Here is a 25,047-nt window from a genome sequence, read left to right on the forward strand (position 1 = left end):
AGAGGCCGATCCGTGAACCGATCCGAGGTACGGCAGCCATGAGCTCCACGGACGCGCCCCCGGTGGAACTCACCCCCGCGGCCGCCGATCTGCTGCGGCGGCTGCGCGAGCTGCACGGGCCGTTGATGTTCCACCAGTCGGGCGGCTGCTGCGACGGCAGTGCGCCCATGTGCTACCAGGACGGTGAGTTCCGTACCGGCGGCTCCGATGTGCTGCTCGCATCCCTTGAGGTCGCCGGGGTGGCGGAGACCATTCCGTTCTGGATGTCGAGGAGCCAGTTCGAGGTGTGGGCGCACACCCGGCTGATCGTCGACGTGGTGGAGGGCCGGGGCAGCGGGTTCTCGCTCGAGGCCCCGGAGGGGGTGCGGTTCCTGATCCGCTCACGGCTGGTGGGCGGCTGACCGGACACCGGGCACGCACGGTCCCGGCGGCGGCCGGTGCCGCCCGCGCAGGCCGTGCGTCACGCCGGGAGGCCCTTGCCCCGCCGCGGTCCGCCGGCTGCGCGCCGCGCTCCGGTGCGGCGGTCGAGCAGCTCGCGGCGGATCTCGGCGGCCGTGCTCCTGGCCCGGTCCGGGGTCGCCCTGTGGTCCGTCTGGGCGGGCAGGAACCGGTGCAGCGCATGCGCGCACCGCGAGCACGCCGTGTCGGTGTGGATCAGCCGGCCGTCCTCGCACTGCGGGTCGTCGCAGAGGGCCGCGCGCAGCAGATGCCCGGCGATCTCCAGAGGCGGCCAGCGGCGCCGGCCGTCCTCGTCCTTCTCCTGGAGCGTATGGGCCCAGCGGGCGTTCCACCGGCGCTCGATCCGGTCCAGGAGCTGATCCGCGCTGCGCCGGCCCAGCTCCCGGTGGATCATCTCGACGAGTTCGGCCGGGTAGCGGCCGCCGAACTCCCTCATCAGCGGCGGCGGCAGGGCGTGCAGGAGATAGCCGACCGGGTCCGCCCCGGCCCGCTGCCACTTCCGGCACTGGCAGTCGCCGTCCGCCGACAGGGGTGTGCGGCACCGGCTGCACAGGCCTCGGCAGTCGCCGCACAGTCCGTGGTCGAGCCCGTCCAGATGCCGGGCGGGCGCCCGGCCGCACTCCCGGCAGCAGGAGGCGCACAGGCCGCAGAGCCGCTCGAAGCCGACGGCCGACGTCCAGGGCCGCTGCTGGCAGCGGCAGCAGCGGCTGCTGTTGCAGTGCTCGTGGTGCACGGCGCCCGGTTCACGTCCGAGTGGCGGCAATGACATGGCTGCGTTCTCCGGGTCCCGGTTCGGTGCGGCGCCCGGCAGCCGTTGCCGGGCCGGACGGGGCCACGGTACGCGCAGTCCGGTACCCCGGCGGACCGTTTCATACCCGAATGCCCAGGGTCCCCGCATGACCGCACGACGTAACAGAATGACCGCAATCAACACGTTCCGGTACAGACCGGGACCGGTCGGGACCGCCCGTGCGCGATTCCGTGCCGCTGCTTGACCTTACCGCTGGCGGCAGGGTTGAACGATTGCCCCATGAACAGCAGCCCAGCGCCTTGCGACCACCGCGTCGTCGCCATCACCGGAGCCGGAACCGGCATCGGCCGCGCCACCGCCCACGCCTTCGCCGCCGAGGGCGCCACCGTTCTCGCCATCGGGCGGCGCCCCGGCCCGCTCGAGGAGACCGCCGCCGGAAGCGACCGGATCGTGCCGCTGGTGGCGGACATCACCGGCCCCGGCGAGCCCGAGCGGATCATCCGCACCGCACAGGAGACGTACGGCCGGCTCGATGTCCTGGTCAACAACGCCGCCGTGGTCCGCAGCGCCCCGCTCGGCACCGTCACCACCGAGATGATCGAGCCGCAGATCGCCACCAACCTGGTCGCGCCCCTCCTGCTCTCCCAGGCCGCGCTGCCGCTGCTGGAGGCCTCCGACGGCGTCATCGTGAACATCAGTACGTCGATCGGGCAGCGGGGGTGGCCGGGCGGCTCCGTCTACGCGGCCACCAAGACGGCCATGGAGCTGTTCACCCGCACCTGGGCGGTCGAGCTCGCGCCGCGCGGCATCCGCGTCGTGGCGGTCGCACCCGGCGCCATCGGCACACCGATCGGCAAGCACCAGGGACTGACACCCGAGCAGTTGGCGGCGCTCCGGGAATGGCAGCTGGCGCACACTCCCATGCGCCGGCGCGGCACACCCGTCGAGGTGGCCCGCTCGATCACGTACCTCGCCTCACCCGACGCCTCGTTCATCACCGGTGCGATTCTCCCGGTCGACGGTGGTGCGGTGGTCGCGTGATAAGAGTGGACGGGGAGGTGGTGGGGGTGCTGATCGGTGAACTGGCCGGGGCCACCGGTACGACCGCGCGTGCGCTGCGCCACTACGAGCAGGCCGGGCTGATCACCTCGCAGCGGGCCGCCAACGGCTACCGCGTGTACGAGGCGCGCACGACGGTCCGGGTCCGCAATATCCGTCATCTGCTGGCCGCCGGGCTCACGTTGGACGACGTGCGGGCATTCCTGCCCTGCCTGGACGGCGATGTCGTCGCGTCCCCGCCCTCCGCGCGAGGCCTGCGGATCGCCCGTGAGCGGCTGGGGGTCCTCGAAGCGCGGATCGCCGCCCAGACGGAGGCGCGGGACCGGCTGGCAGCGGCGCTCCGGGCGCTGTCCGGTGACCCGGCCCCGCCGGACGGAGCGACCGGACCGGCGAGAGGCTCAGGGCCTGATGCTGCTGACGACATCGGCGGTGGCCATGATGCCCTCCTGAATGGTGGGCGCCATGCTCGTCCCCGCGAGGAAGAACCCCAGCAGGCCGCAGACCAGCGCGTGTGAGATCTTCAGCCCGCCGTTGCGCAGGAAGATCACCGCGAGGATCACCAGAAGCAGCACCAGTGAGATCGAAATGGCCATGGCCAACCTCCTCCGCCGCGCCTGAATCGCGGCATTCGGCGGCCAGTTTGGCGTAGCGGAGGAGCCGTCCGGCGCGCTGGCGTGTCCGCCAAACGGGTACGGCTGGGATGCCGCCGACGGGTCCCGGCGGACCCGGTCAGCCAGTCGTACCGGGGCTCGTCGGCGGGAGCACGCCGGCCCGTGCTCCCGCCCGGTGTCACGGAGCGGGCAGCTCCATCAGTTCCGCGACGGTGTCGCGGTGGCGGCCCGCGGTGCCGTACGCGATCGAGTCGGCCTTGGCGCGCTTCAGGTACAGGTGCGCGGGGTGCTCCCAGGTCATCCCGATGCCGCCGTGGAGCTGGACGCACTCCTCCGCCGCGTGGACGGCGACCCCGGAGCAGTACGCCTGGGCGACGGCCACCGCGAGCGGAGCCTCGGGGCTGCCGGTGGCCAGCGCGTCCGCGGCGTTGCGCGCCGCCGCCCGCGCAGAGACGACTTCCAGCCAGAGTTGCGCCATCCGGTGCTTGAGCGACTGGAACGAGCCGACCGGGCGGTTGAACTGGTGGCGCTCGCGGGTGTACCGGACCGTCTCGGTCAGGCACCACTCGGCGAGTCCGAGCTGTTCGGAGGCGAGGAGTCCGGCTCCGGCCAGCAGCCCTCCGCGGACCGCCGCTTGAGCGGTCCCGGCGTCCGCGAGGCGGGTTCCGGTGGCGCCGGTCAGAGTGACGGTGGCGAGCGGGCGGGTCAGGTCGAGCGAGACGCACGGCTCGACGGCGACACCGGCGGTGTCCGCCGCGACGGCGTACAGGCCGTCGGTGGTGGGCACCAGCAGGACATCGGCGGCGGCCGCGTCGGCGACCTGGCCGAGCCTGCCGTCGAGGGCGGCGGTGACGGCGGTGGTGCCCGGTTCGGCGGCGGAGAAGGGGACGGCGAGCACGGCGACCTTGCGGCCCGCGGCCAGTTCGGTGAGGAGTCCGGCCACCGGCCCGTCCTGGGTGCCGAGCGCCAGCAGCGTCTCGGTGGCGACGACGGAGCTGGTCAGGTACGGCGCCGGGGCGACGCTGCGCCCGAGTTCCTCGATGACCACCGCGGCCTCGCGGTGGCCGGCGCCCTGCCCGCCGAGTTCCTCGGGCACCAGGAGTCCGGCGGCGCCGATGTCGGCGGCGAGCGCCTTCCAGAGCTGCGGGTCGTACGGCGTGCCCGATTCGGTGCGGGCGATCACCTCCGGTGCGGCGCACCGGTCGTCGAGGAGCGAGCGGACCGCGGCCCGCAGATCCTCCTCGGCCTCGGAGTACAGCAGATCGGGCGCCTGGCCCTCTTCGGTACGTGCGGTCATCGGGACAGATCCTTCCAGGCGACGTCCTTGTCGTTGCGCGGCTCGACGGGCAGGCCGAGCACGCGTTCCGCGACGATGTTGAGCAGTACCTCGCTCGTGCCGCCCTCGATGGAGTTGCCCTTGGAGCGGAGGTAGCGGTAACCGGCGTCACGTCCGGTGAAGTCGACGAGTTCCGGCCGGCGCATCGTCCAGTCGCCGTACAACAGGCCCTCGTCGCCCATAAGTTCGACTTCGAGGCCGCTGATCTCCTGGTTGAGCCGGGCGAAGGCGAGCTTCATCCCGGAGCCCTCGGGGCCGGGCTGTCCGGCGACGAGCTGCTGGCGCAGGCGCGCCCCGGTGAGCCGGGCGACCTCGGCCTCCACCCAGAGGGTGAGCAGACGCTGGTGCAGATCGTGGGTGCGCAGTTCGGGGCGTTCGCGCCAGGTCCGGGCGACCGGGCCGATCATGCCGCCCTCGCGCGGGACACGGGCTCCGCCGATGGAGACGCGCTCGTTCATGAGCGTGGTCTGCGCGACCTTCCAGCCCTCGCCGACCGCGCCGAGCCTGCGGCTGTCGGGGATGCGCACGCCGGTGAGGAAGACCTCGTTGAACTCGGCCTCGCCGGTGATCTGGCGCAGCGGCCGCACCTCGACCCCGGGGTCGGTCATGTCGCAGATGAAGTAGCTGATGCCGCGGTGCTTGGGTACGTCGGGGTCGGTGCGGGCGATGAGGATCGCCCAGCGCGCGACGTGGGCGCTGGACGTCCACACCTTCTGCCCGTCCACCACCCAGTCCTCGCCGTCGCGGACGGCGCGGGTGCCGAGGGCGGCCAGGTCGGAGCCGGCGCCCGGCTCGCTGAAGAGCTGGCACCACACCTCCTCGCCGACCCACAGGGGGCGCAGGAAGCGCTGCTTCTGCTCGTCGGTTCCGTAGCCGAGGACGGTCGGGGCGGCCATGCCGAGGCCGATGCCGATGCGGCGCGGATCGTTGTCCGGTGCGTCCGCCGCGGCGAGTTCCTCGTCGACGACGGGCTGAAGGGAGCGCGGGGCGTCGAGGCCACCGAGTCCGGCCGGGTAGTGCACCCAGGCGAGTCCGGCGTCGAAGCGCGCCTTGAGGAAGTCGGTGCGCTCGGTGGTGGCCGGGGGGTGGGCGGCCAGCAGTTCCCGGGTGAGGCGGCGGAGTCCGGCCGCGTCGGGGGCGGTCATCGGGCGGCTCCTGACGGAAGGACGACGATGCGGCCGGTGCTGGTGCCGTCGGCGACACGCTGGACGGCCGCCGCCGCTCCGTCCATCGTGACGCGCTCGCTGATCAGCGGCTTGATGACGCCCTCGGCGGCGAGCCGGGTCAGCTCCCGGTGGCAGTCGCGGACCGCCTGCGGGTCCTTGGTGTTGTACAGGCCCCAGTGGAGTCCGACGACCGAGTAGTTCTTCACCAGGGCGTGGTTGAGGCCCGGGGTGGGGATGACGCCACTGGCGAAGCCGACGACGATCACCCGGCCCTCGAAGGCGATGCACTTGACGGACTTGGCGTACGCGTCGCCGCCGACCGGGTCGTAGACGACGTCGGCGCCGCGCCCGCCGGTCGCCTCCTTGACGGCCGCGACGATGTCCTCGGTGCGCCGGTCGATGACCAGGTCGCAGCCGAGCGCGGTGGCGGTCTTCGCCTTCTCGGCGCCGCCGACCACCCCGATGACGGTCGCACCGGCGGCCTTGCCGAGCTGGACGGCGGCGCTGCCGACGCCACCGGCCGCCGCATGGACGAGCAGCGTCTCACCGGCCCGCAGGTTCGCCCGTCGGTGCAGTCCGAACCAGCCGGTCTGGTAGCCGATGTGCAGCGCGGCGGCCTCTGCGTCGTCCAGGGCGTCCGGGGCGGGCAGCAGGGCTGTCTCGTCCGCGACGACGTACTCGGCGAATCCGCCGTCCGGCAGGGCGGGGGTGGCGAGCACCCGGCGCCCGTCGCCGGTCCTGCCGCAGATCTCCACGCCGGGCGTGAACGGCAGCGGGGGCCGCACCTGGTACTGGCCGCGGCAGAGCAGCGCATCGGGGAAGTTGATGTTCGCCGCGAGCACCTCGATGAGCACCTGCCCGTCGCCGGGCGTGGGCCGGTCCGTCTCCTCCAGCCGCATCACCTCGCTCGGCTCGCCGTTCCGGTGCACTCGCCATGCCTGCATGAGGGGCCTCCACAACACTGTCGGCATTACCACTGCTCCGGCGCATACTAAGCGGTCGCTTGCCCCTCTGGGAACAGCCTGCGGGTGACCGTTCGCGCCGGACGGTGACATGACTGTGCGCCCGGCCCCGTCCGCAGGATCGCGGGGGCGCCGGACGCACGGCGGGAGGTACCCGCTACTTCCCCACCACCACCTCCGCGATCTGCGGCGCGGCGGCGCCCTCGCGCCAGGCCAGCCGCACCGCGTCGGCGGTCCGGCCGTGGGCGTCGACCGTGGTGTACGTCCCGCCGAGCCTGCCGACGGTCCGCCAGTCGCCGTCCGCGTTCCGCAGCTGGATGTCCGCGGCGCCCTTGGCGCCGGCCGGCCGGAGAACCGTGACCGAGCCGACCGCACGCGCGGTGCCGAGCCCCAGTTCGAGGAACTCACCGGCCTCCGGGGCGCGTGCGCCCCGGTAGACCGTGCCCGGGTCCCCGTCGGCCGCCGCGCTCAGCGCGGATCCGGTGGCCGCGGGCGGGTTGCCCGTGACCGCGCCGTCCGTGGTCGCGACGTGGAACTCACGGACGACGACCCAGCTGGTCTGGCCCGCGGTCGCCCGCGCCCGCACATAGCGCGCCTTCGTACCGGCGGGCGCGGCCGTCGTGACCTCGGCCTTCCCGGAGAAGGCGGTGAGCTGCTGCCAGCTCTTGCCGTCGGCCGAGTACTCCAGCACACCCTCGTGGAGGTAGTCGTCGGTGCTGCCGGGCTTGCCCATGGCGAGCGTGATGTCGCCGATGTCCCTGGACTCGCCCAGGTCGACGGTGAGCTGATCGTCCACGGCGGGCGCCCCGTCGCTCCAGAAGTACGTGGAGTCGTCGCCGTCGAGGATGCGGGCGGCGGTGTTGTTCTGGTACGTCCCGAGGCTCGTCGACGCGGTCGGCCGGCCGCTCACGCCGAGGATCCGGTCGTGCTCGGCGGTGGCGGCCCCGATGAACGCGTCCAGCACCCCGTCACCGACGAGGACCGGTACCTTGCGGCCGTCGAGGCCGGTGTACACGAAGGACTTGGCCCGCTCGACCTGCGCCGGCAGTTGCTGCCGGAGCTCCCAGGCCTGTGCGCCCTTCCCGGCGCGGGCCGCGTCGACCATGCGCAGAGCGGTGCGGGACGCGGTCGCCCAGGACTCGGTGGCGTCCAGCCAGGGGCCGGAGTCCTCGATGAAGCCCTGGTCCGGAAGGGCCGCGCGCAGCCGGGCGGGGGCCGCACCGAGGTTTCCGAGCACGGTGGTGAGCCGCTTGGAGTCGCCGGACTTCCAGTAGCGCGCGAACTCCGCCGCCAGTTCCGGGGCCTTGTCGGTGTTGAGCGCGGAGCTGTAGTTGGCGTCGGCGAAGGCGCGCAGTGCCTGCTCGGTGCGGGCGTCGCCACCCGCGTACTCCTTGAGTCCCTTGCCCCACGAGGTGCGCGGGTCGTAAGCGGCGTCGTTCCAGGAGTAGTCCGCGACGGTGTACAGCGAGAGCTTCGAGGCGTACGGCTGGATCATCGGGTTGGCGGTGATCCCCGCGAGTCTGCCCGGCAGGCCCTTCTCACGTCCGTTGTACGGGCCGAGGAGCAGCCGGTCGGTCGCGTAGTCGTTCACCGGGTAGTTGTCCCACGTCAGGATCGGGTGCCCGAACACCGCACGGGCGGCGTCGGCCTGAGCCACCGTCATGGTCGGTGCGACGACTCCCACGCCGGTCCATTCGACGAGCACATCCGGGTCGAGCTGCTCGGAGATGGCCTTCTTGTACGCCGATTCGCTGACGTCGTAGTACTCGGTGGGGACCATCTGGAGCGGCTGGGCGCCGGGGTGGGTGGCGATGAACTCCTTGTTGACCCGGTTCAGCAGGTACGCCTGCGCGGCTCCCGCCGCGCCGCCGCCGGTCCCCCACTTCGCCTTGTCGGCGTCGCAGTTCCAGTCGGTGTAGCTGATGTCGTCCAGCGGCACCGCGAAGGTCCGTACGCCGATGTCCCAGATCGTCTGGAACTTGTCGACGAGCGCCTTGGCGTCCTCGTCCGAGCTGTAGCAGACCGACAGTCCGGGCGAGAGCGCGTAGGTGAACTCGACGTGGCGCTGGACCGCGCGGCCGGTGAGCTCCTTGATCTGCGCGAGCTGGTCGGCCGGGTAGGCGTCGCGCCACTTCTCGCGGAGGTAGGCGTCGTCCTTGGGCGAGTACACGTAGATGTTCATCTTGTGCTCGCCGTAGTAGTCCAGTTGGTCCAGGCGGGCCTTGTGCGACCAGGGCGTGCCGTAGAAGCCCTCGATGACGCCGCGCAGCGCGGTGCCCGGCCAGTCGCGCACCGCGAGTCCGCCGACCCGGGCACCCGGCCGCTTCTGCCGCGGCAGGATCTGACGCAGGCTCTGGGCGGCGTAGTAGGTGCCGGTGGTGTCCTTGCCCGCGAGAACGACGCGGTCCGCGCCGATACCGAGGACGTATCCGTCGGCGGGCAGCCCGGCGGGGCCTTCGAGCTTCTGGGCGGTGAGCGCGCCGGGGTCGCCGACATGGACGGTCAGCCCGCTCGCGGACGCCCGGGTGCCCCGGACGACGCGCTGCGCACCGGCCTGCTTCAGGGCGGTCTCCACCACGTCGAGCGAGGACGCGTCGGCCGTTTCGCCCGCCACCACGGTGACGGTGGGAGTGATGGTGATCCGGTCGGACCGGCGCTTCACGGACTGCGGGGTCGGGGTGATGGCCGGGGTCCCCGGGCTGTCCTGGGCCTTGGCCGGGGTGCCGGTCCCGGTGGTGCCGGCCGCCTGTGCGGACGGCCCGGCGGCCAGCAGGCCGCCGACGAGCAGGGTCGCCGCCGCGGCGAGAGCGGTGAGGCGGGGTGGGCGAGGCGTCACAGATCCTCCATTGATCACTCAAGTCATCAGAGTCGCGCAACACAACTGCACCGAATTCAACATCCTGGCGCTTGCATGTCAATGGTCTGGACAACATCACTGCGTGGACCTGGAGTTTTGCCTTCGGAAGCGGTACTTATGCGCCATGACAGAGACCACGCACACCCCCGGACTCGCCGCTCCGCCGCCGCTGGGTGCGAGCGCGTTACCGCCCGGCACGTACGACGGCAGGGTGGTACTGGTGACCGGCGGCGGCTCGGGGCTCGGCAAGGCGATCGCGGCCGAGTTCGCCCGGCTGGGCGCCGACCTGGTGCTCGTCGGCCGGAACGCCGAACGGCTGACCGCCGCCGGGGAAGAGCTCGCCCCACTGACCCGCGGCCGGGTCATGACCGCCCCCGGCGACATCCGCGACCCCGGCCGGATCACCGAGGTGTTCGACGCGGCCGGGGCCGAACTGGGGCCGCCGGACGTGCTGGTCAACAACGCGGCGGCCAACTTTCCCTCCCCCGCCGAGGACTTGTCGCCGAACGCCTGGCGGGCGGTGCTCGACATCACGCTGACCGGCACCTGGTTCATGACCCGGGAGTTCGGGCGGCGCCATCTCGCGGCCGGGACGGCGGGCTCCATCGTCTGCGTCGGGGCTTCGTACGCCTGGACCGGCGGCCCCGGCTACGCCCACTCGGCCGCCGCGAAGGCCGGGGTGAAGAACCTGGTCGAGACCCTTGCCGTGGAGTGGGGTCCGTACGGTATCCGGATCAACGGGCTGGTGCCGGGCCTGATGCCGCACGAGGACATGACCGCCGATATCCGCGGCCACCTGGACCGGGGCGGGGAGGCGAGCTCCGAGCACGGCGCGCGGCAGCCGGCGCTGCGGGTCGGCCTGCCCCGCGAGCTGGGCTGGGCGGCGACGTTCCTGGCCTCGCCCTACGCCGGGTTCATCACGGGCCATTCCCTCGTGGTCGACGGCGCGAACTGGCAGCGGCGCTCCCTGGTCGCCCCACCCGTGGTGCCGGTGCGCGAGCAACTGGGCCGAGGCCCCTTCGTGCCGCCCGGCCCCGAGGGGCACGGAGCCGGCGGCCCCCGAAGCGCGGCCGACGACGCGCGGTGACTCAGCGGCCCTCGAAGTGCGGTGGCCGACGGGCGGCCTTGGCCGCATAGCCCTCGGCGCAGTCCCGGGAGGTGAGGGTGAGCGCCGCCGCCAGCGCCGTACGGTCGAGCGCGGCCGCCATTCCGGCATCCGCGAAGGCGTCGACCGAACGCTTGATGTGCCTCACGGCCAACGGGGCGTTGGCCGCCACCGCGTCGGCCAGGGACCGCGCGGTGCGCTCCAGTTCACCGGGCGGCGTGACGCCCTGGAGCAGCCCGATCCGCTCGGCCGTCGCCGCGTCGATCCGGCGGCCGGTGAGCGCGAGGTACTTCGCCCAGCCCGCCCCGGCCTCACGGGCGATCCGCATGTCGCCGCCCGCGTCGACGGCGACCCCGATCCCGGCCTCCGGCAGCGCGAACACGGCGTCGTCGGCGGCGATCCGGATATCGGCCATGAGCGCCAGCTCGAAACCGAAGCCCAGACAGTAGCCCTGGACCGCGGCGATCACCGGCTGCGGAAGCCCGGCGAACGCGGCAAAGCGTTCGTGCACCCAGCGGATCCCCTCGTAGTAGTTCTGGGTGCGCTCGGACGGGGAACGCCCGGTGATGTCGCCACCGGGCGCGGTGACATCGATCCCGGCACAGAAGGCCCGGCCCGCACCGCGCAGCAGAACGACCCGGACCGCGTCGTCGAACCTGATCCGGTCAGCCATGATGCCGAGCTGTCTGCTGGACTCCCAGCTCCAGCCGTTGAGCCGATCGGGCCGGCAGAGGGTCAGCACGCCCACGCCGTCCTCGACCCGGAGCGTGATCCGCTCCTCGCCGTGCGGAATGTCGTGATCGAGGATGTCGAGCACGGCCGCCCCCTCCATTGCTGACGCATCGTCAGAAAGCTTGTGCGGCACAGGGTACGGCCGCACACCCAGAGGCGGCCAGAGCCCGTCCTCAGTGCGCGAAGAGCTCGAAGGTCACGGCGGGCCGCCCACCGAACCGCTCGGCCGACGCCTCGGCGTTGCCGGTCAGGAAGGTGCGGCAGTACTCCTCGGGGTCCTGGTCCGTGAGCACCTCGATGTACGTGCGGTGGGCGAGCAGCGAGCGCACGGAACGCTCCAGTCCGGCCGTGACGTCGACGGCGTGCGTGGGGGTGGCCGATCCGGCGACCGCCACCCAGCGCACCCCGTTCCACGGCTGGAGACCCTGTTCGGCCAGCTCCGGGAAGATCCAGCGGTTACCCGCGTCGGCCACCGCGTCCAGGGCCGCACGGCCGACCGCGCGGTGGTCGGGGGTGTTCCAGGCGACACCACCCCAGGTGTCGCGGTGGTTGAGCGTGACGATCAGCTCGGGCCGGTGCCTGCGGATGGCCGCCGCGATGTCGCGGCGCAGGTCCAGGCCGTACTCGACCACCCCGTCGCGATGATCCAGGAACTCCACCCCGGAGACTCCGACGACCGCCGCGCTCGCCCGCTGCTCCCGCTCGCGCAGCGGCGCGCACGTCGCCGGTTCGAGCGTGTCGATGCCGGCCTCACCCCGGGTGGCCAGCAGATAGGCGACCTCGCGCCCGCCGTCGGTCCACACGGCGACGGCCGCCGCGCAGCCGTACTCCAGATCGTCGGGGTGGGCGACGACGGCGAGCGCGCGGCGCCAGTCCACGGGCATGGATTCCAGCTGCTCGGTCATACCGGCAGGCTAGCCGGACCGGGCCGGCACGGCCCGCTGTCGCACACCCCGGCCCCGGTCCGCACACGCGACCCCACTCCCCCGGCGCGACCGGCTCCGCACCCGAAGGTGCCACGTTGCATGATCATGCGTAATGACGCATACTCTTCCTATGTCTAAGGTTCTTACCTCCCTGCCCGCCGGCGAGCGCGTCGGCATCGCCTTCTCCGGTGGCCTCGACACCTCCGTCGCGGTCGCGTGGATGCGCGACAAGGGTGCCGTCCCGTGCACCTACACCGCCGATATCGGCCAGTACGACGAGCCCGACATCGCGTCGGTGCCCGGCCGCGCCTCGGCCTACGGCGCCGAGATCGCGCGCCTGGTCGACTGCCGCGCGGCGCTGGTCGAGGAGGGCCTCGCGGCGCTCACGTGCGGCGCGTTCCACATCCGCTCCGGCGGGCGTGCCTACTTCAACACCACGCCGCTCGGCCGCGCCGTCACCGGCACCCTGCTGGTCCGGGCGATGCTTGAGGACGACGTCCAGATCTGGGGCGACGGCTCGACGTTCAAGGGCAACGACATCGAGCGGTTCTACCGCTACGGGCTGCTCGCCAACCCGCACCTGCGGATCTACAAGCCGTGGCTCGACGCGGACTTCGTCCACGAGCTGGGCGGCCGCAAGGAGATGTCGGAGTGGCTGCTCGCCCACGACCTCCCCTACCGCGACAGCACCGAGAAGGCCTACTCCACCGACGCCAACATCTGGGGCGCCACCCACGAGGCCAAGACCCTGGAGCACCTCGACACCGGCGTCGAGACCGTCGACCCGATCATGGGCGTGCGGTTCTGGGACCCCGAGGTCGAGATCGCCACCGAGGACGTGACGATCGGCTTCGACCAGGGCCGTCCGGTGACGATCAACGGCAAGGAGTTCGGCTCCGCCGTCGACCTGGTGATGGAGGCGAACGCCATCGGCGGCCGCCACGGCATGGGCATGTCGGACCAGATCGAGAACCGGGTGATCGAGGCCAAGAGCCGCGGCATCTACGAGGCACCGGCCCTGGCCCTGCTGCACGCCGCGTACGAGCGACTGGTCAACGCGATCCACAACGAGGACACCATCGCGCAGTACCACAACGAGGGCCGGCGCCTGGGCCGCCTGATGTATGAGGGCCGCTGGCTCGACCCGCAGGCCCTGATGATCCGCGAGTCCCTCCAGCGCTGGGTGGGCGCGGCGGTCACCGGTGAGGTGACGCTGCGGCTGCGGCGCGGCGAGGACTACTCGATCATGAACACCTCCGGCCCGGCGTTCAGCTACCACCCGGACAAGCTGTCCATGGAGCGCACCGAGAACTCCGCGTTCGGCCCGGTGGACCGGATCGGCCAGCTCACCATGCGCAACCTCGACATCGCCGACTCCCGCGCCAAGCTGGAGCAGTACGCCGATCTCGGCATCGTCGGCAATACGCACGCCACGCTCATCGGTGCCGCCCAGGCGGCCTCGACAGGGCTGATCGGCGCGATGCCGCAGGGCGGCGCCGAGGTCATCGCCTCCCGCGACCGGGCCGAGGGGGACGACGACCAGATGCTCGACCGTGCCGCCATGGAGTTCGGCACCGACTGACCGGCGCCTGAGCGCGTCCGACCGCCGGGCCGGGGTGCCGCACCGGCACCCCGGCCGGGCGGGCCGCGGCCCGCCCGGCTTCGTGCACCGCCGCTTCGGATACCCCGACGGGTACCCTGGCCTGTCCGGGGCAGGAGAGACCGAGAACCTGCCCCGCCCGGTGAACGAAAGGAAACACTGCTCGTGACCAGCCCCGTATCCCTCTCCCCGGCCCAGGCCGCGGCCCGTCTCACGGAGTTCACCGTCATCGACGTGCGGGCCCCGGGCGAGTACGCCTCCGGGCACGTTCCCGGTGCCCTGAACATCCCGCTCGACCGCCTCTCCGAGGCGGTGCCCGCACTCAAGTCGGCCTCCGCGCGCGGCGCCCTGCTCGTGGTCTGCGCCTCCGGGGTCCGCTCCACCCGGGCCTGCGACATCCTCTCGGCCGCCGACATCGACGCCGCCACACTGTCCGGCGGCACCTCCGCCTGGGAGGGCGAGGGCCGCGACCTGGACCGCCCCTCCGGCGCCCGTGCCACCTGGCCGATGGAGCGGCAGGTGCGGCTCGCCGCCGGTTCGCTGGTGGTCGCCGGCCTGCTGGCGGGGGTCAGGTACCCGGCCGCGCGCTGGCTGGCCGCCGGTGTCGGCGCCGGTCTCGCCTTCTCCGCGGCGACGAACACCTGCGGCATGGCCGCGGTTCTGTCCAAGCTCCCCTACAACCGCGATCCGCGTGCGGCGGCCGACCTGGACGCGACGCTGGACGCGCTGCAGGGCTGACCGCGGCCGGCCCGCCGGACGGCCCGGACCGGTCGCGGCCCGGACGCGTCACGGTTCGGACCTCGTCGCGGACCAGACCCCCCTCGCGGCTCAGACCTCGTCGCGGACCAGGGCGAGCAACCGGTCCAGGACCCTCGGGCCGCCCGCGCGCAGGCCGTCGTGCTCGTACTCGTCGGTCACCCAGGTACGGAGTCCGCGGATCGAGGCGGCGGTCCGCAGCGCGTGGGCCGTGTCGACGTACATGTCGTCGTGGTAGACGGCTGCGGCCACCGGTACGTCGTTGGCGGCCAGGCGCTCGGTGTCGTACAGCGGCTCCCAGTCGCCGCGGGTGGCGAGCAGTTCCGCCGTCTCGCGCAGCGGGCGCAGGGCCGGGTCCACGTCGAAGTGCCAGGGGTGGATGCTCTCACCGGTGAAGAGGACCGGACCGTCGCCCTGGAGCGCGGTCACCGCGTCGAACTGCGGGAACTCGGCGCGTACCCGCTCGGCCGCCCAACCAGTGGGACGCTCGCCCTGGCCGTAGATGGCCTCGTGCAGCAGCGCGTACAGCGGGTGCCCCGCGAACGAGGAGGCCGTGCGCATGGCCTCCTGGAAGGTGTCGGAGAGCTCGGTGCCGTGCGGGGTGTGGACGAAGGCGTTCTCCAGCAGGTAGTGCAGCTGGTGGCTGCCGCTGCCGCCGCCGAGCATGATGCCGAGCGACTGGAACCCCTCGGGCGTCAGCCGGTGTCCGGCGCTCTCCGGGCGGTGCTCCGCGAGGTGAGCGGTGATCTCGCGGGCGCGCTCGACGTCCTGCGGGTAGCGGGCGTAGTGCGCGGCGACCTTCCGCTCGATCCTCGGGTACGCGGCCCGGTAGACATCGTCCGCGTGGGCGTCGAGCGAGGGCAGACCACCGGTGATCAGAACAGTGCTGAGCCCCTCCGGCGCGGCGGAGAGATAGCGGACCGCGCAGAAACCGCCGAAGGACTGTCCGAGAACCGTCCAGGGGGCACCACCGGTCAGCTGCGGGCGGATCAGTTCGCAGTCCCGGACGATGCTGTCGGACCGGAAGTGCGCGAGGTAGTCGGCCTGCTCCCGCGGGCCGCCGCGCAACGGCAGGGTCTGCCGGTTCGCCGGAGTGGACAGCCCGGTGCCGCGCTGGTCCAGGAGCAGCACCCGGAACTCCTGCACCGCGCGGCCCAGCCAGGCCTCCGCGCCGGTGAAGCGCCGGGCACCGAAGCCGGGTCCACCCTCCAGGTACAGCAGCCACGGCAGCTCTTCAGCGGCCCTGGACCCGGCCACCACCTCACGGCCGAAGATCTCGATCTGTTCACCGCCCGGGTCGGTGTGATCGAGAGGAACGGTGAAGTGACGGTCGGTGAGGACGAGGCCGGGCTGACGGTAGCTGCTCAAGGGTGCTCCTGAATCCGTTGTTTCCCGGACAGTTCAGCACACCCGCGTGACCCGGACAGTCCCGGCCCGTGTGCGGCGGGTCCGGCCGCCTCCTAACGTGCAGTCATGATCCGGTTCGAGCAGGTCGGCAAGGTGTATCCGGACGGTACGACGGCGGTCCACGAACTGTCCTTCGAGGTCGCCGAGGGCGAGCTCGTCACCCTGGTCGGCCCCTCGGGCTGCGGCAAGACCACCACGATGATGATGGTCAACCGGCTGATCGAGCCGACCTCCGGACGCATCCTGGTGGACGGCAAGGACATCGCCGGGGTCGACCCGGTGAAGCTGCGCCGCGGCATCGGCTACGTCATCCAGCAGGTCGGCCTCTTCCCGCACCGGACGGTCCTCGACAACACCGCCACGGTCCCGGCGCTGGTCGGCTGGAAGCGGTCCAGGGCGCGGGAGCGGGCGGCCGAGCTGCTGGATCTGGTCGGCCTCGATCCGGCGACGTACGGCTCCCGGTACCCCGCCCAGCTCTCCGGCGGCCAGCGCCAGCGGGTCGGCGTGGCACGGGCCCTGGCCGCCGATCCGCCGGTGCTGCTGATGGACGAACCGTTCGGCGCGGTGGACCCGGTGGTGCGGGAGCGGCTCCAGAACGAGTTCCTGAGCCTGCAGGCCACGGTCAGGAAGACGGTGCTGATGGTCACCCATGACATCGAGGAGGCGGTGCGGATGGGCGACCGGATCGCGGTGTACGGGGAGGGCCGCATCGAGCAGTTCGACAGTCCGGGTGCCGTGCTCGGGTCCCCGGCGACCCCGTACGTGGCACGGTTCGTCGGTGCCGACCGGGGGCTGAAGCGGCTGTCGGTCACCACGATCGAACCGGAGGACCTTGAGGAGCCCCCGGTCGCCCGGCTGGACGAGCCCGCCCGGGTGGCGGCGGCCCGGCTCGGCGCCGCGGGTTCGCGGTGGGCGGTGGTCCTGAACGGTGCCGGCGAGCTGCACGGCTGGGTGGCGGCGGATGCGCTGCGGATCGCCGGGGAGCACGGCACGGTGGGCGAACTCGCGCGCCGGATGGACGCGTGGGTGCCGGTGGGCGCCCCGTTGAAGCGGGCGTTCAGCGAGATGCTCCAGCACGACGCCGGGTGGGTGGCGGTGCTGGACGGGGCACGGTTCGTCGGCGTACTGACCCCGGCCAAGCTCCACGAGGCCCTGCGCCGGTCGGTGGACGCGGACGCGCAGGGCGTCGGGCGCGACGAGGTGGAGTTCGATTCGGTGGCGGACGCGTGAGGGGTGCGCCGGGGGCCACCGGAACGCTTCGCGGTCCGGGGCTCAGACGCCCGTGGCGTGCCGCCAGAAGTCACGCATCAGCACGGGCGGGGTGGGACCGGCCATCGCCACCTGGCTGAGCATGATGGCGACCGTGCCGGTGGCCGGGATGATGTGCGCCGTCGTGCCGGTGCCGCCGACCCATCCGTAGCGACCCGGAACGTTCCACGGATCGAGCGTCTCGACGTCGACCGAGCCGCCGAACCCCCAGCCCTGCCCTTCGGTGAAGAGTCCGCTGGCCGCGCGCTGCGGTGGTGTCAGGTGATCGGTCGTCATCTGCCGTACTGATTCGGGCGTCAGCAGACTGCGGCTGCCCACGGCCCCGCCGTCGAGCAGCATCCGGGCGAAGGCGTGCCAGTCGTCGACGGTCGAGACCAGTCCGCCGCCCCCGGACGGGAAGTCCGGCATGCTGCTCCACTGGCCGTCGGGGGCGTCCACCAGTTCGAGCTTCCCCTCCGAGCCGGCCCGGTAGTAGCCGGTGAACCGGTCGAGCCGGTCGGCGGGTACCGCGAATCCGGTGTCGGTCATGCCGAGTGGCTCGAACAGCCGCTCCGCCATGAACTCCGGCAGCGACTGACCCGAGGCCCTGGCGATCAGCACGCCCAGGATGTCGGAGCAGGTGTTGTACAGCCACGCCTCCCCCGGCTGGTGCAGCATCGGCACCCGGGCCAGCGCCGCCATCCACGCGTCCGGCTCGGCGACGGCCGCCGGCTCCGGGGAGCCCTGGTGCAACTCGCTGAACAGGGGTGCGACAGCGGGCAGCGAGAAGTCGGACGGGAATCCGTAACCGGCACGGAAGGTGAGGAGGTCGAACACGGTGATCGGCCGAACGGCCGGGACCACGTCGTCGACCGGGCCGTCCGGGGTGCGTACGACCTTCGGTGACGCCAGTTCGGGGAGCCAAGGCCCCACCGGGTCGGCCAGGGCGATCCGGCCGTCCTCGACCAGCGTCATGGCCGCCGCCGCGGTGAGCGGCTTGGTGATGGAGGCGATCCGGAAGATCGAGTCCCGAGCCATCGGCACGCCGCCGTCCGTGAAGGCGGAGCCGACCGCCGCCACGTCGACGCGTTCGCCGCGGGCCACCAGGCCCACCGCGCCGGGCACCGATCCGTGACGGACATGCGTTTCGAGTACTTCGCGCAGGGTGCTCATCGCTCCGCCTTCTCAGCTGTGGTGTCCACAGGATGACTCCACCGGGGGTGCGAACTCATCGGACCGCGCCGACCCCGGTCCGGATCTCTTGGCCGGACCGCGGCACAAAGCCTGGGTCCCGCCGGGAGAAAGCGCTTGCCCCCACGGTGCGTGTACCGGCCCGAGGCGGCTTGGGAGGCGCCGAAGCCGTACGTCCACCGGCTGCGCACCCTGCCCGGCCGGGCAGGGTGCGCACCTGTCGGGGCAGAACCTGGGGAAACGGTCAGCCGGCCGGGATGAGGTGCTTGGACCGCAGGTAGGTGCGTGCCACGTCCTCGGGGAGCCGTCGCCAGCTGTCCACCTGCTCGTTCAGCCGGGCCAGGTCCGCGGTGGTCAGTGCGGTGTTCAGTTTGCCCAGCGCGGTGCGCACGCCCTCGCTGCCCGCCCGGGACCGGTTGACGACGGGGACGAGGTAGTCGGCGTTCTGGAGGTGCTTGTCGTCCGCGAGCAGGACGAGTCCGAAATTGTCCAGGGTGGCGTCGGTGGTGGTGGTCAGCAGCATCTGGTCCCGTCCGCTCTGGACGGCCCGCTTGGCCGGGGTGGTACCGACGCCCTTGGGGTCGACGGCGGTGATGTCGATGCCGTACGTCTTCTTCAGGCCGGGTGCGCAGTAGGGGCGCTGCACGCATTCGTCACCCGCGGCCAGCCGGACCGGGATCCCCGACCTGCCCAGGTCGCTCAGCGATTTCAGGTGGTGCGCCGTCGCGTAGGCGGAGGTGACCGCGAAGGCGTTCTGGTCGACGGCGCGACCGGGGTCCAGGACGGTGAGGCCGCGCGGTGCGGCCAGGGCACGCAGGGCCTTCATGGTGGTGGCGAGGTCCGGCGAGCCGACGGGGGCCGCGTCGGCGCCGTTCTTCTTGGCGTTCAGCCAGTCGGCGAACGTGGCGGCGTACTCCGGTACGACATCGATCTGGCCGCTCTCCAGCGCCGGTTCGTAGATCTCCCGGTTGGTGACGGAGATGATCTTCGTGGAGTATCCGGCCCGGTCGAGCAGGAGTGCGTACAGCTGGGCGAGCAGATCGCTCTCGGTGAAGCCCGCGGAGCCGATGGTGAGGTGTTCGCTGTCGCCGGGCGGTGCGGTGACCGCGCCCTGGTTCTCCAGCGCGGGCCCGGTCGTGCAGGCGGTCACCGCCAGCAGGAGCGGCAGAAGCACCGGGGCCGTGCGCCGGGCCCTCATCCGGCGTTCCCGTCGCGCACCCAGTCGGGGGCGAGGCGCTGTGCCACTACGAAGAGCCCTTCGACGATCAGGGCGAACGCGGCGACGAGCACCGCTCCGGCGACCACCTGAGCGGTGGAGGCGAGGTTGAATCCGGCGGTGATGATCCGGCCCAGGCCGCCACCGCCCGCCAGTGCGGCGATGGTGGCGGTGGCGACGAGCTGCACGGCCGCGATCCGTACGCCGGTGAGGATCAGCGGCAGGGCGAGCGGCACCTCGACCTGGAACAGCAGCTGCCTGCCCGTCATGCCCATGCCCCGGGCCGCCCGTACGACGTCCTGATCGACCTCCCGCATCCCGACGTAGGCGTTGGTGAGCAGCGGCGGTACGGCGAACAGGACGAGGGCGACGATCGTCGGCCCCTCTCCGAACCGTCCGACCGGGGTGAGCAGGAGCAGCACCAGGACCGCGAAGGTGGGAACGGCCCGGCCGACGTTGGAGATGTTGACGGCGAGGGCGCCGCCCTTGCCGAGGTGGCCGAGCACGAGTGCCACGGGCAGTGCGATGAGGCAGCTGATCAGCAGGCAGACGACGGTGAGGTAGAGGTGCTGGCCGAGCCGGGTCCAGATGCCGTCGTCGCCGTACCAGTGCGCGGAGGTGGTGAGCCAGGACCAGGCCTTGGCGAGGGTGTTCACGACTGCCTCCGCGTCCAGGGGGTCAGCAGGCGCTGCACGAGGAGGAGCAGCAGGTCGGCGGCGACGGCGATGACGACGCAGAGGACGGACGCGGTGAGTACCTGGGCCTTGAAGTAGGTGTTCATCCCGGAGTAGATGAGGTTGCCGAGACCGCCGTAGCCGACGATCGCACCGATGGTGACGAGGGAGACCGCGGAGACGGTGGCGATGCGCAGGCCTGCCATGGCGGCCGGCAGGGCGAGCGGCAGTTCCACCGCGACGAGCAGGCGTACGGGGCCGTACCCCATGCCGCGTGCCGCCTGGCGGGTCTCCTCCGGTACGGCTCGGAGTCCGGCCAGGATGTTCCGTACGAGCAGCGTGAGGGAGTACAGGACGAGGCCCGCGACGACGAGCGCGGCGGAGAGTCCGTACACCGGCAGCAGCAACGAGAACATGGCGAGGGACGGGACGGTGTAGAGGACGGTGGTCACCCCGAGCACCGGACCGGCCGCCCAGCGCCGGCGGCGGGCGGCGAGGGCGAGCGGCAGCGCGAGGACCAGGCCGATGAGGACGGCGATCACGGTCAGCTGGACGTGCTGGAGTACCGCGTCCCACAGGATGTGCCGCCGACTGGTCAGATAGGCGCCGCAGATCCATTCGTTGCGCGCGAGGCAATCGTCCGGGGGCGCGGTCACCTGTCCATTGCAGCCCGGGACACCCCGGGGGCGCGCGTCCTGATCGCCTGTTCGTGGGCGAGGTGGGCGGTGCCGGGCGGGCGGCGGTTCCGTGCGCGGGCAGTCGCCGCCCGGTAGGGCTCAGGACCGCGCGGCCGCCCCGGTCAGGATCCGGGCCAGCTCCTGCGGCCGGGAGAACATCGGCCAGTGCCCGGTGTCCAGGGTGACCAGCTCCCAGCTCGCCCCGCTCAGCAAGGCGGCCACGTCGTCAGCCGGTTCGGGGCCGTCGAGCAGGCATTTGACGTAGGTGACCGGGAGGCCGCCGAGCGGGCCGCTCAGCTTGGCGGGATCACTCAGCGAGGCGCCCGGGTGCGGCGTCGCGCCGGCCACGATCCGCGCGGTCTGCTCGCCGGTGAGCCCCTGGCCGTCGAAGTCGGGCGCGGTCGGCGGCGCCCAGACGCCGCCGTTGCCCGCGAGCTCGGCCTCCAGCGCCGCCGGGCCCTGCCACCAGGCGGAGACGAAGGACTCCCCGTCGGCCGGGACACTGGCGTCCACGAAGACGACACGGGCCAGCCGGTCGGCGATCCGGCCGGCGGCCTGACCGACCGGGATGCCCGAGTAGCTGTGGCCGACCAGAACGACATCGCGCAGGCCGAGGCGCTCCACCTCGTCGACGATGTCGGCCACATGGGTCTGCGGGCCGACCGGGAGACCCTGCTTCTCAGCGACACCGCTCAGGGTCAACGGGTGGGCGCCGTGCCCGGCCGCGCGCAGCCCCGGCACCACCTCGTCCCATGCCGACGCTCCCAGCCAGGCACCCGCCACCAGTACGAATTCAGTCATGGGGAGAACCTAACCGAGGGGTCTGACAACAACAGGATCCTCAACGCCGTTGAAGTGCCCGCCGGTCCAGGATCCGCAGCACGTTCTCGCCCCAGCGCAGGTTCTCCTCCTCGAAGGCCCGTCCGCGCATCAGCGTCAGGTAGGGGCCGATGCGCCCGGCCTGTGCCACGAAGGTCTCCTCGTCGCGGCCGTCCAGCATGCGGTCCCGAAGCCGTTCGTAGCGGGCGAGCTTGGCGCGTGCCCATTCCATGCGTTCCACCACCGAGGCACGTACCGCGTCCCGGTCGCCACCGTCCACCGCCTGGGTCATGACCAGGAGCTCGTCCCGGATGGCGGTGGGGCGGGGTGGCTCGGCGGTGAACGCGGCCAGCGCGGCGCGGCCCGCCCCGGTGAGGGTGAACACCCTCTTGTTCGGCCTGCGCTGCTGCTCGACCACCCGTGCCTCGATCAGGCCGCTCTCCGCCAGCCGGTCCAGCTCCCGGTAGAGCTGCTGCGGTGTGGTGGACCAGAAGTCCGCCACCGAGACGTCGAAGACCTTGGCCAGGTCGTAGCCGGAGGCCTCACCTTCCAGCAGCGCCGCCAGGACCGCGTACTTGAGAGACATCTGGACAGGTTAACACCGATGCGATTAATCTCTTTCACACCTATTCAACGAATTGACTATGGAGCGGCACATGCACCCTTTCCGCAAAGCCGTCGAGACGCACGACCTCGACGCGATCGAGGCGATGCTGGCCGATGACGTCGTCTTCACCAGCCCGGTGGCGTTCAAGCCGTACCCCGGCAAGCCCCTCACCGCCGCGATCCTGCGCGCGGTCTCCGAGGTGTTCACGGATTTCCGGTACGTCCGGGAGACGGGGAGCGAGGACGGACGCGATCACGCACTCGTCTTCGTCGCGAAAGTGGGCGACCGGGAGATCAACGGCTGCGACTTCCTGCACATGAACGAGGCGGGCGAGATCGACGACCTGACGGTGATGGTCCGGCCCCTCTCCGCGGCACAGGCACTGGCCGCGGCCATGGGCGAGCGGTTCGGCGAGATCACCCGGCAGGCATCGGCGGGCTGATCACGGCCGTTGGCGAACCGGCCGGGCCGCCAACGGCGTTGATACGATCACCGCCCCATGGACACAGACACGGACATCCAGATGATCACCGTCCCGGCGGGGCAGGTCACCCTGTCGGACCGCCGCACACAGCGGAGTTGGACGGTCGAGCTGAGCCCGTACCGGCTCGCCGCCTCCGTGGTCACCCAGGCCCAGTACGCGCGGGTCACCGGCGAGCGCCCGAGTGCCGCGCAGGGCGACCGGCTGCCCGTCGAGGGCGTCTCCTGGCTGGACGCGGTCCGGTTCTGCAACGTCCTGTCGGCGCACGAGGGACTGACGCCCGCGTACCGCCTCGGCGCCGAGGACGCGGCGGGCGACGGGAGCACCGAGGACGTCGGCTGGGACACGGCAGCCGACGGCTACCGGCTGCCCGCAGAGGCCGAGTGGGAGCACGCGTGCCGCGCCGGCACGACGGGCGCACGGTACGGCCCGCTCGACGACATCGCCTGGCACCGCGGCAACTCGCTGGAGCGGCTGCGCGAGGTGGGCGGGAGGCAGCCCAACGCCTGGGGGCTGTACGACACGTTGGGCAATGTCTGGGAGTGGTGCTGGGACGTCTACGACGCCGAGGTCTACGGCAGCTACCGGGTGCTGCGCGGCGGCGGCTGGTTCGACGAGCGCTGGAGCTGCCGGGCCTCGGTGCGGCGTCGCAGCCACCCGACGTTCCGGATCGATGACACGGGGTTCCGGGTGGCGCGTTCCGTCCTGTGACGATCCGCGCGGCGTCGCCCGCGGCGTCTGTCGATCCGCCGTTCCGACAGAACGGCGAAACGACGGAACGACGGAACGGCAGACGCCGTCGGCTTGCGGGCCCGCGGTGCATGGGGTTGATTCGGAGAAGGTGTGCAGGTAGCCGCCTCCCCTCTCCCGGTCTGGGGTGAGTCCCCGTGCTGTTCTCCGACCGCGCCGACGCGGGACAACGGCTCGCCGAGGCTCTCCGCCCCCTCGCAGGGGGCGATCCCGTCGTGCTGGGTCTCCCCCGCGGCGGAGTACCGGTGGCCTTCCGGGTCGCCCAGGAGCTCGGCGCACCGCTCGATGTGATCGTGGTCCGCAAGCTCGGCGTCCCCCACCACCCGGAACTGGGCTTCGGCGCCATCGGCGAGGGCGGTGTACGGGTCATCAGCGAGGACATCCTGCGCCGTAGCGGGGCCTCGGCGGCGGATCTCGCCTCCGTCGAGCGCGCCGAGACGGTTGAGCTGCTGCGGCGGGCCCGGACCTTCCGCGGCGACCGGCCGCGCATCCGCTTCGACGGGCGCCGCGTGATCATCGTGGACGACGGCATCGCGACCGGCGCGACCGCCCTGGCCGCGTGCGAGGTGGCACGTGCGCAGGGTGCGGCCCACGTCGTACTGGCCGTTCCGGTGGCGCCGCCGGACGCCGCCGAGAGGCTGCGCGGCCAGGTGGACGCGCTGGTGTGCCTGTCCACGCCGCCCCGGTTCTCCGCGGTGGGTGAGTGGTACCGGGACTTCGGCCAGACCCCGGACGAGGAGGTCGTCGCCCTGCTGGCTCGGGCCGCGGACCGGGGCTCCGGGCGGACGGCCGTCGAGGTGGACGTGGAGGCGGGCGGCGTCGTGCTGCCGGGTGAGCTCACCGTGGCCGGTTCGGCCCGCGCCCTCGTGGTGTTCGCGCACGGCTCCGGCAGCAGCCGGCACAGCCCGCGCAACCGCTCGGTGGCGGCGGCACTGAACCGGGCGGGCCTCGGCACCCTGCTCTTCGACCTGCTCACACCGGCCGAGGAAGCGGTCCGCGCCAACGTCTTCGACATCGGGACCCTGGCGGAACGGCTGGTGGACGCCACCGGCTGGCTGCGACGCCGCGAGTCCCTTCCCATCGGCGTCTTCGGCGCGAGCACCGGAGCGGCGGCCGCGCTGCGGGCGGCGGCAGCCGCCGGCGGGGAGCGCGGCACCGGGATCGGTGCGGTCGTCTCCCGCGGCGGCCGGCCCGACCTGGCGGGGTCCGCCCTCGGCGACGTCCGGTCGCCGACACTCCTCGTTGTGGGCGGCCGCGACGCCCGGGTCCTGGAGCTGAACCGGCGGGCGCAGGCGGAACTGCGCTGCGAGAACCGGCTCGACGTCGTCGCGGGTGCGACGCACCTCTTCGAGGAGCCGGGCACGCTGGACGAGGTCGCCGAGCTGGCCCGGGAGTGGTTCATCGACCACCTGGCGGACCGGTCCGGCTGACCCGGCGACCGCCTCCGAGACGAATTTCTGTACGGAATGGCCGATCGCGAAGCAACCCTCGGCGCGCATCCGCCGTCTTGATCCACAACAAGGCGGCACGCCGCACACGACAAGCTTCGTCCGACCCCCCATGAGCGCGCAGGTCAGAGTACCGATCAACTATGCACTGAATGTATACATTGGGCGTATAGTTGATGCGGCCGGCCCGTTCGCCCGCGAAAGGCCCC

The 25,047-nt window shown here is 72.3% G+C and carries 24 protein-coding genes and 1 pseudogene; 10 read left to right on the plus strand and 15 right to left on the minus strand.

Annotated elements, in window-relative coordinates; translation table 11 throughout:
• Positions 1 to 38 precede the first annotated feature (38 nt).
• On the plus strand, positions 39 to 401 hold the full coding sequence (locus ACIO3R_RS11115) for a DUF779 domain-containing protein (protein ID WP_402105154.1): 363 nt from the start codon (positions 39 to 41) through the stop codon (positions 399 to 401).
• A 59-nt stretch (positions 402 to 460) separates the two neighbouring features.
• On the opposite strand, the gene ACIO3R_RS11120 is transcribed toward ACIO3R_RS11115, so the two are convergent.
• Entirely contained in the window at positions 461 to 1,228 is a 768-nt protein-coding gene (locus ACIO3R_RS11120; RefSeq protein ID WP_402105155.1) for a hypothetical protein, read from the minus strand.
• A gap of 261 nt (positions 1,229 to 1,489) precedes the next feature.
• Here ACIO3R_RS11120 and ACIO3R_RS11125 point away from each other — a divergent pair, with 261 nt between their 5' ends.
• Positions 1,490 to 2,251, plus strand: a complete 762-nt coding sequence (locus ACIO3R_RS11125) for an SDR family NAD(P)-dependent oxidoreductase (RefSeq protein WP_385036772.1) — start codon at positions 1,490 to 1,492, stop codon at positions 2,249 to 2,251.
• Positions 2,252 to 2,277: 26 nt separating this feature from the next.
• Positions 2,278 to 2,637 (plus strand): annotated as a pseudogene (locus ACIO3R_RS11130) (MerR family transcriptional regulator); the annotation flags it as partial.
• 30 nt (positions 2,638 to 2,667) lie between these two features.
• Here the strand turns inward: ACIO3R_RS11130 and ACIO3R_RS11135 are convergent.
• The 5 genes from ACIO3R_RS11135 to ACIO3R_RS11155 form a co-directional block, all read right to left on the minus strand.
• Positions 2,668 to 2,862, minus strand: a complete 195-nt coding sequence (locus ACIO3R_RS11135) for a hypothetical protein (RefSeq protein ID WP_385036770.1) — start codon at positions 2,860 to 2,862, stop codon at positions 2,668 to 2,670.
• Positions 2,863 to 3,058: 196 nt separating this feature from the next.
• Positions 3,059 to 4,177 carry an acyl-CoA dehydrogenase family protein gene (locus tag ACIO3R_RS11140; protein WP_385036768.1) on the minus strand — a complete coding sequence of 373 codons (1,119 nt, stop codon included), beginning with the start codon at positions 4,175 to 4,177 and terminating at the stop codon, positions 3,059 to 3,061.
• Complete coding sequence (locus ACIO3R_RS11145; RefSeq protein WP_385036766.1) at positions 4,174 to 5,361, minus strand: acyl-CoA dehydrogenase family protein; 1,188 nt, start codon at positions 5,359 to 5,361, stop codon at positions 4,174 to 4,176. Before ACIO3R_RS11145 ends, ACIO3R_RS11140 begins: the two co-directional genes overlap by 4 nt.
• Complete coding sequence (locus tag ACIO3R_RS11150) at positions 5,358 to 6,326, minus strand: NADPH:quinone oxidoreductase family protein (RefSeq protein WP_385036764.1); 969 nt, start codon at positions 6,324 to 6,326, stop codon at positions 5,358 to 5,360. The genes ACIO3R_RS11145 and ACIO3R_RS11150 overlap by 4 nt, the downstream gene beginning before the upstream one ends.
• 175 nt (positions 6,327 to 6,501) lie before the next feature.
• Positions 6,502 to 9,180 (minus strand): beta-N-acetylglucosaminidase domain-containing protein, encoded by a 2,679-nt coding sequence (locus ACIO3R_RS11155; RefSeq protein WP_385036762.1) that lies wholly within the window; start codon positions 9,178 to 9,180, stop codon positions 6,502 to 6,504.
• A 145-nt stretch (positions 9,181 to 9,325) separates the two neighbouring features.
• Between ACIO3R_RS11155 and ACIO3R_RS11160 the strand changes: the two genes are divergently transcribed.
• Positions 9,326 to 10,288: an SDR family oxidoreductase gene (locus ACIO3R_RS11160; protein WP_402105156.1), complete on the plus strand. Its 963-nt coding sequence runs from the start codon at positions 9,326 to 9,328 to the stop codon at positions 10,286 to 10,288.
• Between the two features lies 1 nt (position 10,289).
• Here ACIO3R_RS11160 and ACIO3R_RS11165 read toward each other — a convergent pair whose 3' ends face one another.
• Positions 10,290 to 11,123 carry an enoyl-CoA hydratase/isomerase family protein gene (locus tag ACIO3R_RS11165; protein ID WP_385036758.1) on the minus strand — a complete coding sequence of 278 codons (834 nt, stop codon included), beginning with the start codon at positions 11,121 to 11,123 and terminating at the stop codon, positions 10,290 to 10,292.
• Between the two features lie 88 nt (positions 11,124 to 11,211).
• Positions 11,212 to 11,943: a PIG-L deacetylase family protein gene (locus ACIO3R_RS11170; protein WP_385036756.1), complete on the minus strand. Its 732-nt coding sequence runs from the start codon at positions 11,941 to 11,943 to the stop codon at positions 11,212 to 11,214.
• Positions 11,944 to 12,094: 151 nt separating this feature from the next.
• Here ACIO3R_RS11170 and argG point away from each other — a divergent pair, with 151 nt between their 5' ends.
• Together argG and ACIO3R_RS11180 are read left to right on the plus strand one after the other, a co-directional pair.
• Positions 12,095 to 13,546: an argininosuccinate synthase gene (gene argG / locus ACIO3R_RS11175; protein WP_385343170.1), complete on the plus strand. Its 1,452-nt coding sequence runs from the start codon at positions 12,095 to 12,097 to the stop codon at positions 13,544 to 13,546.
• Between the two features lie 183 nt (positions 13,547 to 13,729).
• Positions 13,730 to 14,302, plus strand: coding sequence for a rhodanese-like domain-containing protein (locus ACIO3R_RS11180; protein WP_402105159.1), 573 nt, complete (start codon positions 13,730 to 13,732; stop codon positions 14,300 to 14,302).
• Between the two features lie 90 nt (positions 14,303 to 14,392).
• Here the strand turns inward: ACIO3R_RS11180 and ACIO3R_RS11185 are convergent, their stop codons facing one another.
• Positions 14,393 to 15,688: an alpha/beta fold hydrolase gene (locus ACIO3R_RS11185; protein WP_385041704.1), complete on the minus strand. Its 1,296-nt coding sequence runs from the start codon at positions 15,686 to 15,688 to the stop codon at positions 14,393 to 14,395.
• Between the two features lie 105 nt (positions 15,689 to 15,793).
• Between ACIO3R_RS11185 and ACIO3R_RS11190 the strand changes: the two genes are divergently transcribed.
• Positions 15,794 to 16,957, plus strand: coding sequence for an ABC transporter ATP-binding protein (locus ACIO3R_RS11190; RefSeq protein ID WP_385041702.1), 1,164 nt, complete (start codon positions 15,794 to 15,796; stop codon positions 16,955 to 16,957).
• 42 nt (positions 16,958 to 16,999) lie between these two features.
• Here the strand turns inward: ACIO3R_RS11190 and ACIO3R_RS11195 are convergent, their stop codons facing one another.
• From ACIO3R_RS11195 to ACIO3R_RS11220, 6 genes are all read right to left on the minus strand, one after another.
• Positions 17,000 to 18,148 (minus strand): serine hydrolase domain-containing protein, encoded by a 1,149-nt coding sequence (locus tag ACIO3R_RS11195; RefSeq protein ID WP_402105160.1) that lies wholly within the window; start codon positions 18,146 to 18,148, stop codon positions 17,000 to 17,002.
• A gap of 262 nt (positions 18,149 to 18,410) precedes the next feature.
• The gene (locus ACIO3R_RS11200; protein WP_402105162.1) at positions 18,411 to 19,364 is read right to left on the minus strand and encodes an ABC transporter substrate-binding protein; all 954 of its coding nucleotides are present in this window, start codon (positions 19,362 to 19,364) and stop codon (positions 18,411 to 18,413) included.
• Positions 19,361 to 20,038 (minus strand): ABC transporter permease, encoded by a 678-nt coding sequence (locus ACIO3R_RS11205; protein ID WP_402105165.1) that lies wholly within the window; start codon positions 20,036 to 20,038, stop codon positions 19,361 to 19,363. Before ACIO3R_RS11205 ends, ACIO3R_RS11200 begins: the two co-directional genes overlap by 4 nt.
• Positions 20,035 to 20,712, minus strand: a complete 678-nt coding sequence (locus ACIO3R_RS11210; RefSeq protein ID WP_402105166.1) for an ABC transporter permease — start codon at positions 20,710 to 20,712, stop codon at positions 20,035 to 20,037. The genes ACIO3R_RS11205 and ACIO3R_RS11210 overlap by 4 nt, the downstream gene beginning before the upstream one ends.
• Positions 20,713 to 20,832: 120 nt before the next feature.
• The gene (locus ACIO3R_RS11215) at positions 20,833 to 21,534 is read right to left on the minus strand and encodes an alpha/beta fold hydrolase (protein ID WP_402105167.1); all 702 of its coding nucleotides are present in this window, start codon (positions 21,532 to 21,534) and stop codon (positions 20,833 to 20,835) included.
• Positions 21,535 to 21,574: 40 nt separating this feature from the next.
• Positions 21,575 to 22,138 (minus strand): PadR family transcriptional regulator, encoded by a 564-nt coding sequence (locus tag ACIO3R_RS11220; protein WP_402105168.1) that lies wholly within the window; start codon positions 22,136 to 22,138, stop codon positions 21,575 to 21,577.
• Between the two features lie 70 nt (positions 22,139 to 22,208).
• On the opposite strand from ACIO3R_RS11220, the gene ACIO3R_RS11225 reads away from it, so the two are divergent.
• The 3 genes from ACIO3R_RS11225 to ACIO3R_RS11235 all read left to right on the plus strand — a co-directional run bounded on the left by ACIO3R_RS11225 (position 22,209) and on the right by ACIO3R_RS11235 (position 24,820).
• A complete protein-coding gene (locus ACIO3R_RS11225) occupies positions 22,209 to 22,601 on the plus strand; it encodes a nuclear transport factor 2 family protein (RefSeq protein ID WP_402105170.1) in 393 nt (130 codons plus the stop codon).
• A gap of 57 nt (positions 22,602 to 22,658) precedes the next feature.
• The gene (locus ACIO3R_RS11230) at positions 22,659 to 23,351 is read left to right on the plus strand and encodes a formylglycine-generating enzyme family protein (RefSeq protein ID WP_402105172.1); all 693 of its coding nucleotides are present in this window, start codon (positions 22,659 to 22,661) and stop codon (positions 23,349 to 23,351) included.
• A gap of 176 nt (positions 23,352 to 23,527) precedes the next feature.
• The gene (locus ACIO3R_RS11235; RefSeq protein ID WP_402105174.1) at positions 23,528 to 24,820 is read left to right on the plus strand and encodes a phosphoribosyltransferase family protein; all 1,293 of its coding nucleotides are present in this window, start codon (positions 23,528 to 23,530) and stop codon (positions 24,818 to 24,820) included.
• Positions 24,821 to 25,047: the final 227 nt, after the last annotated feature.

Source organism: Streptomyces sp. NPDC087428, assembly GCF_044744085.1.
Taxonomy (GTDB): domain Bacteria; phylum Actinomycetota; class Actinomycetes; order Streptomycetales; family Streptomycetaceae; genus Streptomyces.

Excerpts from the sequence above, each read along its gene's own strand:
- ACIO3R_RS11215 (WP_402105167.1), bottom strand. The coding sequence starts at position 21,534 with ATGACTGAATTCGTACTGGTGGCGGGTGCCTGGCTGGGAGCGTCGGCA.
- ACIO3R_RS11190 (WP_385041702.1), top strand. The coding sequence starts at position 15,794 with ATGATCCGGTTCGAGCAGGTCGGCAAGGTGTATCCGGACGGTACGACG.
- ACIO3R_RS11150 (WP_385036764.1), bottom strand. The coding sequence starts at position 6,326 with ATGCAGGCATGGCGAGTGCACCGGAACGGCGAGCCGAGCGAGGTGATG.
- ACIO3R_RS11140 (WP_385036768.1), bottom strand. The coding sequence starts at position 4,177 with ATGACCGCACGTACCGAAGAGGGCCAGGCGCCCGATCTGCTGTACTCC.
- ACIO3R_RS11160 (WP_402105156.1), top strand. The coding sequence starts at position 9,326 with ATGACAGAGACCACGCACACCCCCGGACTCGCCGCTCCGCCGCCGCTG.
- ACIO3R_RS11170 (WP_385036756.1), bottom strand. The coding sequence starts at position 11,943 with ATGACCGAGCAGCTGGAATCCATGCCCGTGGACTGGCGCCGCGCGCTC.
- ACIO3R_RS11230 (WP_402105172.1), top strand. The coding sequence starts at position 22,659 with ATGGACACAGACACGGACATCCAGATGATCACCGTCCCGGCGGGGCAG.
- ACIO3R_RS11225 (WP_402105170.1), top strand. The coding sequence starts at position 22,209 with ATGCACCCTTTCCGCAAAGCCGTCGAGACGCACGACCTCGACGCGATC.
- ACIO3R_RS11135 (WP_385036770.1), bottom strand. The coding sequence starts at position 2,862 with ATGGCCATTTCGATCTCACTGGTGCTGCTTCTGGTGATCCTCGCGGTG.
- ACIO3R_RS11120 (WP_402105155.1), bottom strand. The coding sequence starts at position 1,228 with ATGTCATTGCCGCCACTCGGACGTGAACCGGGCGCCGTGCACCACGAG.
- ACIO3R_RS11125 (WP_385036772.1), top strand. The coding sequence starts at position 1,490 with ATGAACAGCAGCCCAGCGCCTTGCGACCACCGCGTCGTCGCCATCACC.
- ACIO3R_RS11195 (WP_402105160.1), bottom strand. The coding sequence starts at position 18,148 with ATGAGCACCCTGCGCGAAGTACTCGAAACGCATGTCCGTCACGGATCG.
- argG (WP_385343170.1), top strand. The coding sequence starts at position 12,095 with ATGTCTAAGGTTCTTACCTCCCTGCCCGCCGGCGAGCGCGTCGGCATC.
- ACIO3R_RS11145 (WP_385036766.1), bottom strand. The coding sequence starts at position 5,361 with ATGACCGCCCCCGACGCGGCCGGACTCCGCCGCCTCACCCGGGAACTG.
- ACIO3R_RS11115 (WP_402105154.1), top strand. The coding sequence starts at position 39 with ATGAGCTCCACGGACGCGCCCCCGGTGGAACTCACCCCCGCGGCCGCC.
- ACIO3R_RS11200 (WP_402105162.1), bottom strand. The coding sequence starts at position 19,364 with ATGAGGGCCCGGCGCACGGCCCCGGTGCTTCTGCCGCTCCTGCTGGCG.
- ACIO3R_RS11220 (WP_402105168.1), bottom strand. The coding sequence starts at position 22,138 with ATGTCTCTCAAGTACGCGGTCCTGGCGGCGCTGCTGGAAGGTGAGGCC.